The 16,509-nt window shown below is 51.1% G+C and carries 11 protein-coding genes and 5 pseudogenes; 10 read left to right on the top strand and 6 right to left on the bottom strand.

The genetic code is table 11. The features are described 5' to 3' along the window. Positions 1–21 precede the first annotated feature (21 nt). From ACUTSU_RS02180 to ACUTSU_RS02155, 6 genes and pseudogenes are all read left to right on the top strand, one after another. Positions 22–735 carry a flagellar brake protein gene (locus ACUTSU_RS02180; protein ID WP_445651605.1) on the top strand — a complete coding sequence of 238 codons (714 nt, stop codon included), beginning with the start codon at positions 22–24 and terminating at the stop codon, positions 733–735. A 201-nt stretch (positions 736–936) separates the two neighbouring features. Beyond that, the gene (locus tag ACUTSU_RS02175) at positions 937–1,389 is read left to right on the top strand and encodes a DcrB-related protein (protein ID WP_445651604.1); all 453 of its coding nucleotides are present in this window, start codon (positions 937–939) and stop codon (positions 1,387–1,389) included. Positions 1,390–1,398: 9 nt separating this feature from the next. Then, positions 1,399–5,637 (top strand): RHS repeat-associated core domain-containing protein, encoded by a 4,239-nt coding sequence (locus ACUTSU_RS02170; RefSeq protein ID WP_445651603.1) that lies wholly within the window; start codon positions 1,399–1,401, stop codon positions 5,635–5,637. A 16-nt stretch (positions 5,638–5,653) separates the two neighbouring features. Further along, entirely contained in the window at positions 5,654–6,184 is a 531-nt protein-coding gene (locus ACUTSU_RS02165) for an imm11 family protein (protein WP_445651602.1), read from the top strand. A gap of 103 nt (positions 6,185–6,287) precedes the next feature. Continuing rightward, positions 6,288–7,194, top strand: a pseudogene (locus tag ACUTSU_RS02160) (RHS repeat-associated core domain-containing protein); the annotation flags it as partial. Then, positions 7,194–7,544, top strand: coding sequence for a DUF7716 domain-containing protein (locus tag ACUTSU_RS02155; RefSeq protein WP_445651601.1), 351 nt, complete (start codon positions 7,194–7,196; stop codon positions 7,542–7,544). The pseudogene ACUTSU_RS02160 and the gene ACUTSU_RS02155, both read left to right, overlap by 1 nt. Before the next feature lie 133 nt (positions 7,545–7,677). Here the strand turns inward: ACUTSU_RS02155 and pdxY are convergent, their stop codons facing one another. The 4 genes and pseudogenes from pdxY to pbpG all read right to left on the bottom strand — a co-directional run bounded on the left by pdxY (position 7,678) and on the right by pbpG (position 11,022). After that, on the bottom strand, positions 7,678–8,517 hold the full coding sequence (gene pdxY / locus ACUTSU_RS02150; protein ID WP_445651600.1) for a pyridoxal kinase: 840 nt from the start codon (positions 8,515–8,517) through the stop codon (positions 7,678–7,680). After that, positions 8,518–9,029: pseudogene (locus ACUTSU_RS02145) on the bottom strand (glutamine amidotransferase-related protein); the annotation flags it as partial. Positions 9,030–9,064: 35 nt separating this feature from the next. Further along, entirely contained in the window at positions 9,065–10,036 is a 972-nt protein-coding gene (locus ACUTSU_RS02140) for an LLM class flavin-dependent oxidoreductase (RefSeq protein WP_445651599.1), read from the bottom strand. 152 nt (positions 10,037–10,188) lie between these two features. Beyond that, the gene (pbpG, locus tag ACUTSU_RS02135) at positions 10,189–11,022 is read right to left on the bottom strand and encodes a D-alanyl-D-alanine endopeptidase (protein WP_445651598.1); all 834 of its coding nucleotides are present in this window, start codon (positions 11,020–11,022) and stop codon (positions 10,189–10,191) included. A gap of 146 nt (positions 11,023–11,168) precedes the next feature. Between pbpG and ACUTSU_RS02130 the strand changes: the two are divergent. Further along, positions 11,169–11,353, top strand: a pseudogene (locus ACUTSU_RS02130) (CorA family divalent cation transporter); the annotation flags it as partial. Between the two features lie 6 nt (positions 11,354–11,359). Here ACUTSU_RS02130 and ACUTSU_RS02125 read toward each other — a convergent pair. Both ACUTSU_RS02125 and ACUTSU_RS02120 read right to left on the bottom strand, forming a co-directional pair. After that, positions 11,360–11,893 (bottom strand): SRPBCC family protein, encoded by a 534-nt coding sequence (locus tag ACUTSU_RS02125; RefSeq protein ID WP_261109361.1) that lies wholly within the window; start codon positions 11,891–11,893, stop codon positions 11,360–11,362. Positions 11,894–11,896: 3 nt separating this feature from the next. Beyond that, positions 11,897–12,244 carry an ArsR/SmtB family transcription factor gene (locus ACUTSU_RS02120; protein ID WP_012145284.1) on the bottom strand — a complete coding sequence of 116 codons (348 nt, stop codon included), beginning with the start codon at positions 12,242–12,244 and terminating at the stop codon, positions 11,897–11,899. Between the two features lie 726 nt (positions 12,245–12,970). On the opposite strand from ACUTSU_RS02120, the gene ACUTSU_RS02115 reads away from it, so the two are divergent. The 3 genes and pseudogenes from ACUTSU_RS02115 to ACUTSU_RS02105 form a co-directional block, all read left to right on the top strand. Continuing rightward, on the top strand, positions 12,971–16,150 hold the full coding sequence (locus ACUTSU_RS02115; protein ID WP_445651597.1) for an autotransporter outer membrane beta-barrel domain-containing protein: 3,180 nt from the start codon (positions 12,971–12,973) through the stop codon (positions 16,148–16,150). A gap of 114 nt (positions 16,151–16,264) precedes the next feature. Next, positions 16,265–16,375 (top strand): annotated as a pseudogene (locus ACUTSU_RS02110) (sugar phosphate isomerase/epimerase); the annotation flags it as partial. Further along, positions 16,376–16,495: pseudogene (locus ACUTSU_RS02105) on the top strand (alpha/beta hydrolase fold domain-containing protein); the annotation flags it as partial. It abuts the pseudogene before it with no gap. Positions 16,496–16,509: the final 14 nt, after the last annotated feature.

Genomic DNA, 16,509 nt, shown 5'->3' with positions numbered 1-16,509 from the left:
GGGAAGAGTCAGGAGCGACGAGTGGAGCAGAATGATTACGGATTGTTTATCAAACAGGAGCGTTTTGAGGTACTGGCGATACTGCGTGAAATTTGTAAACAGCGCACGCCACTGAAGGTGATCAACGATCAGCAGCAGTTTCAAAGTCTGTTGTTGAGCGTCGGGCCGGATAATATTGTGTTCAGCAGCAATGGGGCGGACACAACGCTCGATGGCGAATGTACCATTGTAATTGAAAGCCACGACGCAAAGATCGAATTCTCCGTAGGTCAGGCCGAGTTTACCGAGCATCGAGGGGTTAACGCCTGTTCAACTCGATTACCGAAAGAACTGGTTTACATCCAGCGCCGTCGTCAATTTCGTGTCACTACGCCCCACTGGCGTGAGTTTCTTTGCAGCGGCGAATATGCCGATGGCAGTGAGTACCAGTTGAGGATCCACGACCTGTCTGCCGGTGGCGTTGGTTTGCGTGTTGACGGCCCACTGCCGGAAAACCTCCAGCCCGGTTTCCAGTTTAAAAAGGCCTTGTTGGATCTGGGCAGCTACGGCAGTTTCAAGGTCAATATGGAACTGGTGGTGATCAACGAAGCTCACGAACTCGGTGATGACGACAACATGGTGCACTTCTCGCGCCTGTCGTGCCGTTTTTTGAATCTGGGCCTGGCAATGGAAAGAAAAATTCAGAGCGCAGTGTTTGCTTTCGAATTGGATTTCAATAAAAAGAAAAAACGCTGATAGGCGGCGTCGCGTTTGCCATCTCCTTTCATTGAAACGCATTATTCAGAGGGGTTCCGATGCCCAGACGCGTCTGGCATAGTGCGGAACCTCATCCTCTCCCCCTCCATTAAAATTAATCATACCGATTAATTTTGAATTTTCATTTGTCCTTTTGTTATGCAATGCTTAAGACTTCGTTAAGAAAAAGGATTCTGCGTGATGCCTGACTGTTCCCGTTGTACCTTTACCGAAGGCAGCGTTGCTCTGCCGGAAGGCTACAGCGATCGCACCGTCAACGTGCTGTTGGCCGGTGATGATATCTCCCCCTCTCTAAATATTTCCCGTGATGCATTGCAACCTGATGAAACCCTGAACGGTTACATTACGCGTCAGCTTGAAACCCTGTCCCTCAGCCTGAAAGGCTGGGTGCTGAAGGGGCGGGAGTCTGTGACTTTAGGCCGCAATGGCTTGCCAGGGGAGTCTGTGCACGCCAGCTATCTGCGTGATGGCAAACGTATCTGGCAACGACAGGCGGTGTTCGCGCTGATGGATGGGCGTGTACTGGTATTTACCCTTGCGCAACCACGTAAACTGGCTCCTCAAGATGAAACCTTATTGCTCCAGGTTTTGGACAGCTATCAGCAGATACCGGACGTAAGTGGTCAGCGATAAGGAACATTTATGAGTGAAGCGGCACGCGTCGGCGATACCATCGGGCATTCCCATGCCCTGGCCGGTATGATTGGCGGCACAATAGTCGGTGGCCTGATCGCGGCCGCCGGAGCGGTAGCGGCCGGGGCCCTGTTCGTCGCCGGGCTGGCCGCATCCTGTATCGGAGTCGGTGTGTTGCTGATTGGTGCCAGCCTGGCGGTGGGTTATCTCACCGGGGAGGCGGCCACCGCAGCCCGAGACGGCATTGCCGATGCCGGTGCCGGCAGCCTGTCGCCGACAGGCAAGATCGTTACCGGTTCCCCCAATGTATTTATCAACAGTAAACCTGCCGCAATCGCTACCCTTAGTCAGGTCGCCTGCAGCGATGACGGCCCGAGCATGCAGATGGCACAGGGCTCCGACAAAGTCAGCATCAACGACCAGCCTGCTTCCCGCGTGGGTGACAAAACCAACTGCGACGCGCAGGTGATGGAGGGGGCGCCCAATGTGTTGATCGGTGGTGGAACCGTCACCACATTGCCGATTAAACCCGAAGTGCCGGACTGGCTGTACAAAGCCTCTGACCTGACGCTGTTGTTCGCCGGCTTGGTCGGTGGCGTCGGCGGTGCAGCAAGCAAATTGGGCGCACTGGGTAAAATGCTGAGCAAGCTGCCCGGCATCAACAAACTGGGGCGGATCGCCTGCCGTTTTGGCACCTTGATGACCGCCACGGCCGCCGCAGGCATCATTGCCCGCCCGGTGGATATCATCAGTGGCCAGAAGTTTTTATCCGGCGATGACGAACTGGATTTTGTGTTGCCATCACGTCTGCCGGTAGCCTGGCAACGTTACTGGCGCAGTGGCAACCCCGGTGACAGCGTATTGGGTCGCGGTTGGAACCTTTTCTGGGAGAGCAGTTTGCAGCCGTACCAGGACGGCCTGGTGTGGCGCGCGCCGTCCGGTGATTATGTTTCCTTCCCGATGGTACCCCGTGGTCACAAAACCTATTGCGAAGCCGAAAAATGCTGGCTGATGCACAACCCCGACGGCAGTTGGCAACTGTTCGATGTTGGCGAGCAAAGCTACCACTACCCGCGCCTGGACGGTGAACAGCCGAGCCGGTTATCTATGCTGACCGATGCCACCGGCAACACCACTTCGCTGTTTTATGATGACCACGGCCAACTGATTGAGTTGGTCGACAGTGCCGGCCAGCGCTTAACCTGCCGCTATTTGACTACCGTTAACGGTCTGCTGCGCCTCAGCGGCGTATTGCTGCATGCCCCAAACGGTGAACGGCCGTTGGTCAGCTACGGCTACGACGATGAAGGACAACTGATCACAGTGACCAATGGTTCCGGCGAAATCTGCCGGCGCTTTAGCTGGCGTGATGGGCTGATGGCCAGCCATCAGGATCAAAATGGGTTGCTCAATGAATACCTGTGGCAGGAGATTGAAGGATTACCCCGGGTCAGCGCCTGGCGTCACAGTGCCGGCGAAGAACTGACGTTGCACTACGATTTTGTCGGTGGTGTGCGGCGAGCTGTGCGGGATGACGGTAAACAGGCGTTGTGGCAACTTGATGACGACAACAACGTGGCGCAGTTTACGGATTTTGACGGCCGTAAATCGGCATTTATCTATGAGCGAGGTGAGTTGTGTGGCGTGGTATTGCCGGGCGGCGCTCAGAGATACAGCGAATGGGATAACTATGGTCGCTTGCTGAGTGAAACCGACCCGCTGGGCCGTAAAACGACCTACCAGTATTCCCGCAACAGCGGCCGCTTGTTCTCTGTGACCTCCCCAGACGGCAGCCAGACGTTTCAGCATTGGGATACCCAGGGGCGGCTAACCAGACAGATTGATGCGCTGGAGAATACAACTTCCTACGACTACCCTGATACGGAAGAGAGTTTGCCGGTGCGCATCACCGACGCTCTGGGGGGCGTGGTGAGACTTGACTGGAACAGTCAGGGGCTGTTGACGCGTTATACCGACTGTTCCGGCAGCGTCACCGCCTATGCGTATGACGTGCTCGGCCAGTTGATACAGCGTACCGACGCGGAAGGCCACCTGACCCAATATCGTTGGGATGCTGCCGGTCGCCTGCAAGCGTTGCTTCATCCGGACGGCAGCGAAGAGCGGTTCGTCTGGAATGCGCAAGGCCAGTTGGCTCGCCATCAGGACTCGCTCGGTAGCGAAACCCGCTGGGTGTATAACCTGCTTGGCCAACCTGTCAGCATCACTGACCGCATCAACCGGACGCGCCACTACCATTACAATAACCGGGGCTGGTTGACGAACATTGAGAACGGCAACGGTGGGAGCTATCACTTCAGCCACGATGCCGTCGGCCGGATAATGGGTGAGAGGCGTCCAGACAATACCGACCACTTTTATCGTTATGGCCCCGATGGCCAACTGACCGAGCATCGGGAAACCGGGCCGCTGGATACCTCGGTATCTCCAGCTCAGCGCCTGCATCAATTCCGTTATGACGAAGCGGGTCAACTGGTCTGGCGCGGGAATGACTGCGCCCAATGGCAGTATTGCTATGATGCTGCGGGCAGGCTGAATACGCTGACGCGTACGCCAACAGCCGTTGGCGCGGCGTTGGGTATTGAAACCGACTGCGTGCAATTGCAATACGATGCCGCCGGCAATCTGCTGACGGAACAGGGCGTAAACGGTGAGTTGCGTTATCAGTGGGATGCGCTGGCCAACCTGCAGGCGCTGACGTTGCCGCAAGGGGATCGTTTACAGTGGCTGTACTATGGCTCCGGCCACGCCAGTGCCGCAAAGTTTAACCAGCAGCTGGTGAGTGAATTCACCCGTGACCGCCTGCACCGGGAAACCGGCCGCACGCAGGGCGCGTTGCAGCAACAGCGTCAGTATGATGCGCTCGGGCGCAGAACTTGGCAGAGCAGCACCTTCAGCCATGGGCAGATAGCCAAACCTGAAGATGGTGTGTTGTGGCGGGTATTCCGTTATACCGATCGGGGTGAGATTGAGGGCGTCAGTGATGCGCTGCGCGGCGAGGTACACTACGGTTATGATGCCGAAGGGCGTCTGTTGCAGCACCGGGAGCAGAGCCTCGGCAAGCCAGGTAACCGGCTGGTGTATGACGCCGCCGATAATTTGTTGGGTGAGAAAGGCCCGGACAGTGACGTCGAAAGGTATTTACCGCTGGCCTCCATCGTCAGCAACCGCCTGACACACTGGCAGCAGTTATTCTACCGTTACGACGCCTGGGGCAATCTGGTCAGTCGGCGCAACGGGATGTATGAACAACATTATCGTTACGATGCCGACAACCGGCTGATACAGGCCCATGGTCGTGGCCCGCAGGGAGAGTTTGAGGCGCAGTACCATTACGACGCGCTGGGCCGTCGCAGCCGTAAGCAGGTGCGCTACAAAGGTAAACCGGAACAAACCACGTGTTTCCTGTGGCAGGGGTATCGCTTGCTGCAAGAGCAGCGCGACAACGGCACGCGCCGGACATGGAGTTACGATCCCGCCAGCCCATGGACACCGCTGGCGGCGCTAGAACAGGCCGGCAGCAGCCCGCAAGCGGACATCTACTGGCTGCATACCGATCTCAACAGCGCACCACTGGAAGTGACCGACGGCGCTGGCAATTTGCGCTGGTCTGGGCAGTACGATACTTTCGGTAAGTTGCAGGGCCAGACGGTTGCCGGTGCGGAACGCCGCAAAGAGGCTGTCTACGACCAGCCGCTGCGCTATGCGGGGCAATATCAGGATGATGAAAGTGGATTACACTATAATCTGTTCCGTTACTACGAGCCGGAGGTCGGCAGATTCACCACACAGGATCCGATTGGCCTGAGTGGTGGGATGAACCTGTACCAGTACGCACCTAATCCTTATGGTTGGGTGGATCCACTGGGTTTAGATCGCTTCCCTTCGTGGATGGATACCACTCAAGGGTACCAACGTCAGCATTTAATTCCTTACTCACTTAGGAATCATCCTGTTTTTGTGCAATCAGGGATGAGTATTAATGGTGCATCAAATATGATGCGGCTTCCTGTTGCAAAAGGAATAGATCCTAATCCAGACTTGGGACTTCATCGTGGCTGGACAAAAGAGCATGCAATATATAATGAAATGATGAAGTCAAAACTAGATGCTTTGGAGAGAGTTGCAAATAAAGAAAAATGGGATTATCGCCGAATACAAAATGAAGTGTTGAGCCTACAGCATGAGGCTCGTAAAGGATTCAAAACAGGAAAACTTACATGTGCTTGATTACGAGGATAATGGCATGAACATCTATACTATTAGTAGTTTCTCATTGGGCAATGGTGTTATTGACTTCTCAGACCCAAAGTCAAGATTGTCAAATTTTTTCATTTGGAATGAAGGGGATGGTAAGTTTCTCTCATATTCACTACCAAAAGGTAAGGTACAAAGCACTATGCGGAGTGATAAACTGATGGTTTCAGATTATTTTCCTGCCAATATCGGAGTTCCAGTTTTTTCGCAGAGAGCGAATTCTATATTTGAACGTAGAATTTCCTCTGAAATGTCCTTCTATAAGTGTACTGTGGAAAATACTAGTGAAACGATGTTTTTATGTAAAGTGAACAATTACCTTCCAATTATTGATGAGGAGAGAACAATATTTAGAGAGCTTATTGATGGTGCTAAAATAATCGATGTTCCCGTTTACAAATGTGATAAAGATTTCTTTATAGCGAGAGATGGTGTCTTTTGTGAGCGAATGATTGTCTCTCAATTATTTGTCGATTTATGTAATGAAGAAGGATTGAATATTGAATTTTTACAATGTTAATGAAGTATCTGGTTTCTAATGGAAAATGGTTTTTTTAAATTGAGAAAAATAAGGAGGGTTTAAAGAAAAAATCAGATTACGAGACACGCTCTTTAAAAATAAGAATGAACTGGTCTATACAACCCCCCAGAGCGACATCGACGCGCACCTGGCACCGATCGTCGATAACCGGCTGACGCACTGGCAAAAACTGTTTTACCGTTACGATGCCGACAACCAGCTGATACAGGCCCATGGCCGTGGCCCGCAGGGTGAGTTTGAGGCGCAGTATCATTACGATGCGCTGGGCCGTCGCAGTCGCAAACAGGTGCGCTACAAAGGTAAACCAGAACAAACCACCTGTTTCCTGTGGCAGGGATATCGCTTGCTGCAAGAGCAGCGCGACAACGGCACGCGCCGGACCTGGAGTTACGATCCTGCCAGCCCATGGACACCGCTGGCGGCGCTCGAACAATCTGTTCCGTTACTACGAGCCGGAGGTCGGCAGATTCACCACACAGGATCCGATTGGCCTGAGTGGTGGGATGAACCTGTACCAGTATGCGCCGAACCCGCTGATGTGGGTGGATCCGCTGGGTTTGGCCAATCGACCAGCTAACGGCAAATATCATATATTCCAAGAGCACACTATTGCTCCTGGGAATATTTACTCCAGTGATGCGGTTCAATTTAACCGCGCAAACACAGAGTTTATTGCAAGAATGGATGCTGATCCTTCTTTCAGACGGGATATGTTGGGCCGATATCCGGAATTGGGGGAATGGATGAAAAGCCCGAATAAAGCCTCAAGTCCACCAATATTAACTTGGCATCATCATGAAGATGTAGGTCGTTTGGTGTTGGTTGATCGCGTAGATCATGCAGATAATCACGCTCTTTACCATCCTACGGGTAAAGGCGGACGCGAAATGTGGGGTGGTGGAGAGCCCGGAAGACGAGGTAAGCTGGATGGTGCCACGGGTAATCCTAAGCCCGCCAGAGCCAGGAGTAGAACCGGAGGGGGATGTTAATGAAAGAGCTAGAGTACATGACGCCTTACAGCCTAGAGAACCTGATGACTAAAATCGTTCAAGAGGGTTATACAAAGGATAATTTCTGCCTTTATACCAAAGAGTACGAGGCCACTGCTGCACCCGGACTGACATGCTATCTTGAGCGTTATCCACAAGTCAGTGATGATGATGAAGAAGTGTATCCTGACTATGTAGTACAAAATGAGTTGGAGCTGTTTTTTTATGGTGATCAGTTCATGGATGTGCTCAGAAGCGCGCTGAATCAAAAGCCAAACGCAACTATGGAAGAGCTGATATCGGGGTTGAATTATTACCTGGAGAATGATGCTTTTATTACGTATTCATAGGCATAAAAATCTTCGTACTTCAGTAAAGTCTCCTTTACTGCCTTCTGAGCTATCCGTAGCACCCTGTGTGGAGCCTATCCACGCAGGGTGAATGATACTCATCTACTGATGTCGGTATATCCGTGACTACGGCCTATTTCAAGGCACGCAGGCTGCCGATTTCCTCCAAACCGAAATGCTGCGCTTCAGTCAGCACATCGCAGACCTCACCGCTGGCGGTCAGTATCGCCTCATAGAGGCTTTTACCGTGCAACAAATGGCTGACCAGCAACGCGGCGAACATGTCACCGGTGCCTTTAACCTTCGACTGGATCCTGGGATGGGTATAGCTTTGCACCTTGTCGTGGCTGACCAACAGTAAGCCAATCTGCTCGTCATTTTCCGCCACGCCCGGTGCACTGGTCACCAGCACCCACTCGGTGGTGTCATTCAATAACGCCTGTGCGGCATGCTGCGTTTGCTCTAGGCTGGTCAGCGGATGCCCGCAAAGCTGCTCCAGTTCGAAACCGTTGGGGGTGAGGCCATTAGCCAGTTGCAGGAAAGGGGAGCGATAACAACTGACGATACGTTCATCCACGTAAACGCCTTCACCGTAATCGCCCATCACCGGGTCGATATAGATTTTTATCTGTGGATTGATAGCGCGCACGCGCTGTAGCCAGGTATGCAGGAAATGGCATTGGCCGACGTCGCCCAGATAACCGACGATCACCGCCCGGGTGCGTTTCATCACGCCACGGGTCAGTAAATCCTCGAGAAAACCGCTGAACCACTCGGCCGGTATCACGCCACCGCTGGGCGCGCCATAATAGGGCGGGCAACCGAACAGCACGCTGGGCACCTGTAGCGCTTCCAGCCCCTTTTTCAGCAGGGTGCGATAGGCGATACCGTTGCCGACGCTGCCGTACACTACCTGCGATTGAATACTGATCACATCAATCTGTGGGGGTTGTAATTGAGAAACCTGTTGCATCTATAACATCCTTGGTTCGATTTTACCCAGCCACCGCGTAAATACCTGACGGGCGCGCTGTTCTAATTTTGTACCGTAGCGAGCGGCCTGTTGACGCAAGCGTTGTGGCAGAATACCGGCCAACTCAAGCTCACAGGCATGGCCCACCAGCCAGCGTTCCAGGTCCTGATGTTCGGCTTCCAGATGGAACTGCAGACCAAGGGCGAAGTCCTGATATTCAAATGCCTGATTAGGGACGATTTCAGTACTTGCCAGACAAGTCGCCCCCCGGGATCATAAACATATCTCCATGCCAGTGTAACACCGGCGTGGTTGCCAGAGGTGCCAGCACCGAGCCTTCATGTTCTGCCAATGTTAAGGGTTCGAAGCCGATCTCTTTCACGTCGAGCGAAACCACGTCGGCCCCCAGGGCATGAGCCATCACCTGTGCGCCGAGACAGACGCCCAACGTAGGCCGTTTTGGTTACCAGTGCTAATTCATCGGTGAGAAATGCATAGTGCTGCTGGCCTGCTGGTGCGGGCGCCGTAGTGAACTGATTGGGCAGGCTCAGGCCTGCGCCAACAGTTGCAAAGAGGTCAAACGGGCGACAGGTTCGCTGATCGGCGTGTCTATCACAAACTCTTCCACGCCATATTGCTGCTGCAATTGATCCAACTGACTCCGTACCTGCCGGGCAGTGCCGAGCAGGATGTGGCTTTCGCGCGGCTCAATACGGTAATCGGTAGCTCCGGCCTGCTGAACATAACTCTCTGCCTGCTCAAGGCTGCCGACCGTCACGCTTTGTCCGCCGGTCACATGCACCCGGTATTGCTGGAACCCGGCGGCCAACGCCTGAGCCTGCTCGGGGGCGTTGGCAACGATCACCGCGACGGCCAGCAGGGCTTTGCGTCCACCGCTTTGTTCGGCGTAATGAGCCAGCGCGCTCTGAATATCGGCCGGGTTACCATTGAGCTGCGCGGCAAAGACAAAGGCCCAGCCGTGTTCTGCAGCCAGTTGAGCACTTTCTTTGCTGGCGCCCAGCAGGAAGCGTTGTGCGGGCTGCGACGGTTGCGGTGTGGCACTCAGGCCGGGTTGCGCGTCATCATTGAGGTAGGCGTTGAGCTGGGCAAGCTGCTGCGGAAAGTCCGGTTTATTCTGCTGATCGTGGGCGGCTTGCAACGCCTGGGTAGAGAGCGGTAGGCCGCCGGGGGCTTTACCCACCCCCAAATCGACCCGCCCCGGTGCCAGAGTCGCCAGCAGATTGAAGTTTTCTGCCACTTTATAGGCGCTGTAATGTTGCAGCATGACCCCGCCGGACCCAATGCGGATGCGGGACGTTTGCCCGAGTAAATAAGCGATCAGCACTTCGGGGGAAGGGCAAGCGAGCTGCGCGGTATTGTGATGCTCGGCCAGCCAAAAACGACGGTAGCCCCAGATTTCCGCCTGCTGCGCCAAATGCAGCGTGCGCGTCAGCGCCTGGGCGGCGCTCTCTCCTTCGGCAATCGGACTTTTTTCCAACACGCTCAGGGCATAAGCCATTTTCCTGCTCCTTTATCATCATTTATTGATGACAAATACCATGCCCGGTCCCACAGGCTTAATATTGATTGGAGATAGGATATTCCATTGATAAAAAAAGGATTTAGATATGCACAGAACGGTAAAGAGGCACGTGATTAACGCGGCCCAAATCAGGATTCAAGCCAGGCTTTCAGGCGAATGGCGTCTTTATAGTGGCCGTAGCGTTGCTTCGAACCGAGCAGGATGATCACCACCGGTTGCCCTTTAATCAGGGTACGCATCACCAGACAGTGCCCGGCTTCGTCGGTGAAACCGGTCTTTTGTAACTGGACTTTCCAGGCGGGATTGTTGATCAGTCCATTGGAGCTACGGTAGACCAATTGACCCCGGCCAGGACGCACGATTTGCTGTTTGTCGGTACTGAAACGGCGAATGGTCTGATAACGGTAGGCGTGATTAACCATTTTCAGCAGGTCATTGGCACTGGCGACATTGCGCGGTGTCAGCCCGGTCGGATCGTAGAAGCGAGCGTGTTTCATGCCAATGGTGCGCGCTTTCTGATTCATTTTCGCCACGAAGGCTTTACGACCACCAGGATAGTTGCGGCTCAGTGCCGAAGCGGCGCGATTTTCCGACGACATCAGCGCGATATGCAACATGTCACGGCGGCTGAGAGTAGAGCCGATCGTCAGGCGTGAGTGGGTTTTCTTCAACAAATCACGGTCGGCGGCGGTGACCATCATCCTGTTGCCCAGCGGGCGCTTACTGTCCAGCGTGACCATGGCAGTCATCAATTTGGTTAGTGAGGCAATGGGCTGCACCCGATTGGCTTGTTTCTGATACAGGGTTTTCCCGGTTCGTTGATTGACCACCAATACCGATTTCGAGTATAGCGCCAGCGGCGCAGCGGCTTGTGCCGCGGGCAGAATGAACAGCAGAGTGAGAACCAAAATGGCGCCTAAGCGGCGTGCGGGAAAACGGATGAGGGAATTAAATAAAGACATGGCAGACGTGACTATGATCCTGAAAGGTGAATGAATATCAGCAAGAGTCTGCACGGCAAATGTGGAGAAAATAGGGGGGGGTTGTAACGGGATGATAATCCGGCAGAGGCCAGGGTTGACGAAATTCGTCACGGTTCCCATACCACACGCTGTACGTCCTGACGGTGATCACCGTATTGGCATTGCCGATCAATATCGCTGCCGGTTTCTTCGGTATGAATGTGGGCGGGATCCCGCTGGCCAGCAATCACCACGGTTTTATCCTGTTGGTGTTGCTGGTCGGTGGTTTACGCTGGTGACCGGCTATCTGGCATTCAGACGCCGGGATGAAGGGCGATCAGAGTCTGGCCCGGTACTCCTCTTCCAGCCTGGCGTGGGTACTCCAGAAGGGTTGAGGTTGCCGGTCATGCAGACGGTCGACCAGAATATCCAGATGGGTATGCCAGCCGCCGGCCACGCTGAGCATTTCGTCACGGTTGGCCAGGCGACGATGGGTCACCGTCAACAGCACCGCGTTCCCCTGTTCGGTCAACTCGAAGGTCACTTCGGAAGGACGGTTTTGCCCCTGTTCCGCCCAGGTAAAGCTCAGCAGCCGCGGCGGGAACAGGCAGGTGATATGGCCGACGTTGCTGACGCTGCAACCGAGGTTTTTATATTTGGCCGGCGCGGGTTCATGCTCACCGGTCAGGTCGGAATTGCGGAACACCAGCTCAACCTGGGCACCGTTTTCCAGCTTCATATCGCCAGCGGCCAGCCAGGTGGCGCGTTTGTCGGATTCCGTCAGATAAGCCCAGACCCGTTCGATCGGGCCGGGCAGCAGCCGCTGAATGCGCAGCGTGCCGGTTTCAATAATCATGCCGTAGTCGTTCATAGTTCACTCCTTGGGAGGATTCGGTTCGGGCTGCAGCAGCGCTATTTCCAGCGCGTCCAGCCGCTCTGTCCAGAAATGCTCGTATGTTTTCAGCCATTGCATGGCCTGTGCCATTGGTTCGGGTTCAAGCCGGCAGATATGGTTTCTTCCCTGCACGGTACGCTGCACCAGCCCAGCAAGCTCCAGTGCCTTGATATGCTTGGATGCGCCGGCAAACGACATCTGCAGCGGCGCGGCCAGTTCACCAATGCTGTGCTCACCGCCGGCCAACGCACGCAGTATGGCGCGCCGCGTTGGGTCGGAAAGTGCACGAAAAATGGCGTCCAGCTGTGAGGAAGATAATTTAACCATATGGTTGAATATAGAACAGGTGGGCTAATATTCAACCAGTTTGTTGAATATTTTTTTCCAGGCCCCGGGTGAACCAGCGGGGCAACGGGGTCACGCACGGGTCTCAACCAGTCAGCAATCTCTCGATATTCAGATCAGGGTGCTCAAAGATGCGGGCGTGAAAGCCAATCGTATTTTTACCCACAAGGCATCGGGCGGTTCAACCGATCGGGAAGGTCGGGGGGCATCAGAATATCCCGGCAGCTTAACAGTGCCCACTCAACTGTTTATAAAATATAGAAGGTGATGATACGTAATAGAGATATTTATTCAGAGCACCTTTTGCAAAATACTACTCTCCTCGAATAAACTATTTAACTAAAACTTTTGTAGTGTGATAATGAAGGGGGGGGTATTAATGGTTGGCATCATTATTTTAAAGATAAGGTGAATATTTTAGTTGTTATGAATTCCATTTTATTTAACCCTCTCCCCGGCAGGGAAGCATTAATACAAACCAATCAATTGTTAGCAATGTTAAAGTTAAGTTGGTTTTTTATTGTAATAGTTAATAAGGTGTTGGTTGGATTTTTTATTTAAAATACCATCGTGCATTAATAAACAAATTACTTAAATCATATAAAAACCTTAAATTACATGTGGTTACTTTATTTGATAAAAGTAACTATTTTTTTAATGGCAAATAGTGTGTTAAAGTTTGTTTTATTTAAAGGGATGTGACTATTGATGAAGAACACACCGAAATTAATGATACCATTATTCTTTCTGAGTTGCTCAGTGGAATCAGCCCCATTATATTTTAACTCTACAGAAGTAGTTGAGACTGGCACTTGGGACTGGAAAAGCAAAGGATATATCATAGGTGGAGGAGATGGTAATTATGGTAATCTTACATTAAAAGGTTCATCTGGTTATAATCACTCATTCAATGTTGGTGTTGATGGCGGAAATGGTTTTTTAACTATATCTGAATCCACTAAAAACTTGGAAAAAAACACCTATTTTTCAACAGGGACTGTATCAAATGGTAATAATTCAGTTAGTAATACAAAAGGAACGATTAATATTATAGGCTCAGAAACTGGGCCTATAACTACACTTGACCTAAGTGTAGGGAGTAGTGGCCTTATGGACTGGAATACACAGCGCAATAGTCAGGTGACAGGTTCGCTAAACATTTTAGACGGTGCAGTTCTAAATGTTGGTGAGTCTGAAAATTTCTCAAACAATAGAGCTTATATAGGGTTTGGAAATACCAGTAATACGGGAGTGATTAACGTTTCGGGTTCTGGAAGTGAACTTAATTTAATAAATAACGCTCCGTATCTTGGGGATTCTGCAGAGAATGGTTCATTATACCTTGGATTTATTGGTTCAGGCATCCTTAATATAACCGAAGGCGGTATGCTGTCGGCAGGAAGAATAAGTGCTTCAACTACACTTGTTCAGGATGATTCAGTTTCTGCACTGAAGCCTCCTTCAGCTGAAATCAATGTTTCCGGTGCGAACAGTCAACTCATCGTCCGGAGCCAGATGTCACTTGCAGCAGATGCCCTTGATACCCTCCAGGCGATTGACGTTCATTATTCCCAAAAAGGTGCCGGCTCAGCCGTTCTCAATGTAGATAACTACGCTGACGTAATATTTGAGGGCAAGGCTAACACCGATCTGGATGGTTTCGAAAATCCCGTCTCAGGCCTTTTTATGGCCAGTGGTGTAGAAACATCTGCAACTGTTAATCTTAATCAAAATGGTTACATGACGATTGCAAACAGTAACTTGTCGCCTGAAGAAGATGCTATCGTTGCAGGTGATGGCACATATGCTTTTAATTTGAACGGCGGCACCCTTCGTGTTAATGATTGTAAATATTGCGATAACCGATTATCCACAAAAATTAATATGAACGTTCTCTCTGAATCTGTTCTTGAAGCCGGTGACGCGAAAGAGATGTATCTTAACGGCTCATTATCGGGTAAAGGGGGGATAGTAAAATCAGGCGAAGGTCTGGTGGCGTTATCCGGAATGAATAGCTATTCGGGTGGAACCCGGATTGAAAGTGGGGAACTACGTTCAGATGGTGAAGGCGCATTCGTTAATAATACCTCCTATACAGTGAATGCAGGGAAGCTGAATCTCAATAATCATAATTTAATTATGTCACTGCTTTCTGGTAAAGGAGGGGTTGTCGATGTAACAGAAGCTAGCCTTATTATCGATCAGAATGTCGATAGCCTTTATGTTGGTTCATTTGCAGGAACCGGTCAGTCTGAAAAAAAAGGAACATCAACATTATATCTTAGCGGTGACAGCAAAAATTACAATGGAGATTTCTCTGTCACCGGAGGAGGTGTAGACTCATCAGTAGCCCTGGGGGGAAATATCTTTGTTCGTAATGGAGGTATATTATCTGCTGAGGGGTATCTTGGGAATACTGATGTTAAAGAGGGCGGTGTATTAAGAGTGGGTAGTTATTATTCTGAAAAATTCAATCCATCTCGGCTTGTTATCGATAATAAAATTATAAATGACGGGAGCATTATCCTGGGCAAGAGCGGGAATATATCAAAAGAACACGTCGGTAACGAACTTATTGTATCTGGTGATTATAAGGGTAATCAGGGACATATCTATTTCAATACTGTACTGGGTGATGATTCCTCACCGACTGATAGGATGAAAATCGGTGGTGATACATACGGGACAACTTATGTGCATGTGAATAACGTTGGTGGGTCAGGGGATTATACAACTCGGGGAATCGAACTTATAAGTGTTGGCGGTCAGTCCAAAGGAGTTTTCTTGCAGAAAGACCGTATTGTCGGGGGGGCCTATGAGTATTTCTTAAGTCGGGGCAAAGATGCTGACTACAGTAACTGGTATCTTGTAAATACCAAACCAGAGCCGAAGCCTAATCCAGAGCCTAACCCTCCAATAATTCGCCCGGAAGGAAGCGAGTATGCAGCAAATCTTCTGGCCGTAAATACGTTATTTGTTCACAGATTACATGATCGACTGGGCGAAACTCATTATGTTGACGCGCTGACCGGTGAACAGAAAGTAACCAGTATGTGGTTACGAAATATCGGTGGACACACCCGGTTTAAGGACAGTACTGGTCAGTTGAAAACTCAGGCAAATCGATATGTTATGCAATTGGGAGGGGACGTTGCCCAGTGGAGCAGTAATGCTAACAATCGCTTTCATTTTGGTGTTATGGGTGGATACGCTAATCAACAAAGCAATACCCGTAGTAGTTACAGTGGTTACAGGGCTGATGGGAGCGTCAGCGGTTATAGTGTTGGCATGTACGGGACCTGGCTTCAGGATAACCAAGAAAAAACGGGGGGGTATGTTGATTCCTGGATGCTCTATAACTGGTTTAACAATTCTGTGAGTGGCGAGAAACTAGCGTCAGAAAGTTATAAATCAAAAGGGATAACTGCATCTGTTGAAGCAGGTTATACCTGGAAGACCGGTGAGAAAAATACTCGAGAAAGTTATTACGTTCAACCTGTGGCACAACTGACATGGATGGGAGTAAAAGCTGATGACCACCATGAATCTAACGGAACTTTGGTGAGTGGTAAAGGGAACGGAAATATTCAATCCCGACTAGGTGTAAGAGCCTTCATTAAAGGACATAGCGTTATTGATGAAGGTAAAAACAGAGTATTCGAACCCTTTGTGGAAATTAACTGGCTGCATAATACAAAAACTTTTAGTACGCAAATGGATGGTGTCGAGGTTAAACTGGCCGGGACCCGAAATATTGGTGAGATTAAAACGGGTGTTGAAGGGCAGCTCAGTCCAAATGTTAATCTGTGGGGTAATATTGCCCAGCAGCTCGGCGATAAGGGGTACAGCGACACACAAGCTATCATAGGTATAAAGTATATTTATTGATATGCGAAAAAGAGCCTGTCAGTAATTCTGTATAACTGCCAATATATTAAAGGTGATCGCTCAGGCGGTCACCGAACTCGATAATAAAACGGCTCATTGCTAACCTCCAGTTTTGAGCGCATTGGGGCATATCCGCGCTGCCAGCTCCTGTTCGATCCGAGCCACTTCGTGCTGCAGCAACTGAACTCTCTGGATTACATCGATATTTACAAGGACTTCATCCGCACGTTACGACAGTTGCCACCGGCGACCATTCTGAGTTGTGAGTACGATCCGTTGCGCGATGAGGCCGAGCATTATGCCCTGCGTCTGCGGGAGGATGGGGGCACGGTGCGCTGTGAGCGGAAAGAGACAGAACC

It is taken from the genome of Serratia sp. NA_13 (assembly GCF_052691735.1).
The sequence above is the reverse complement of the archived record's forward strand: the minus strand, read 5'-3'. Positions and strand labels throughout refer to the sequence as shown.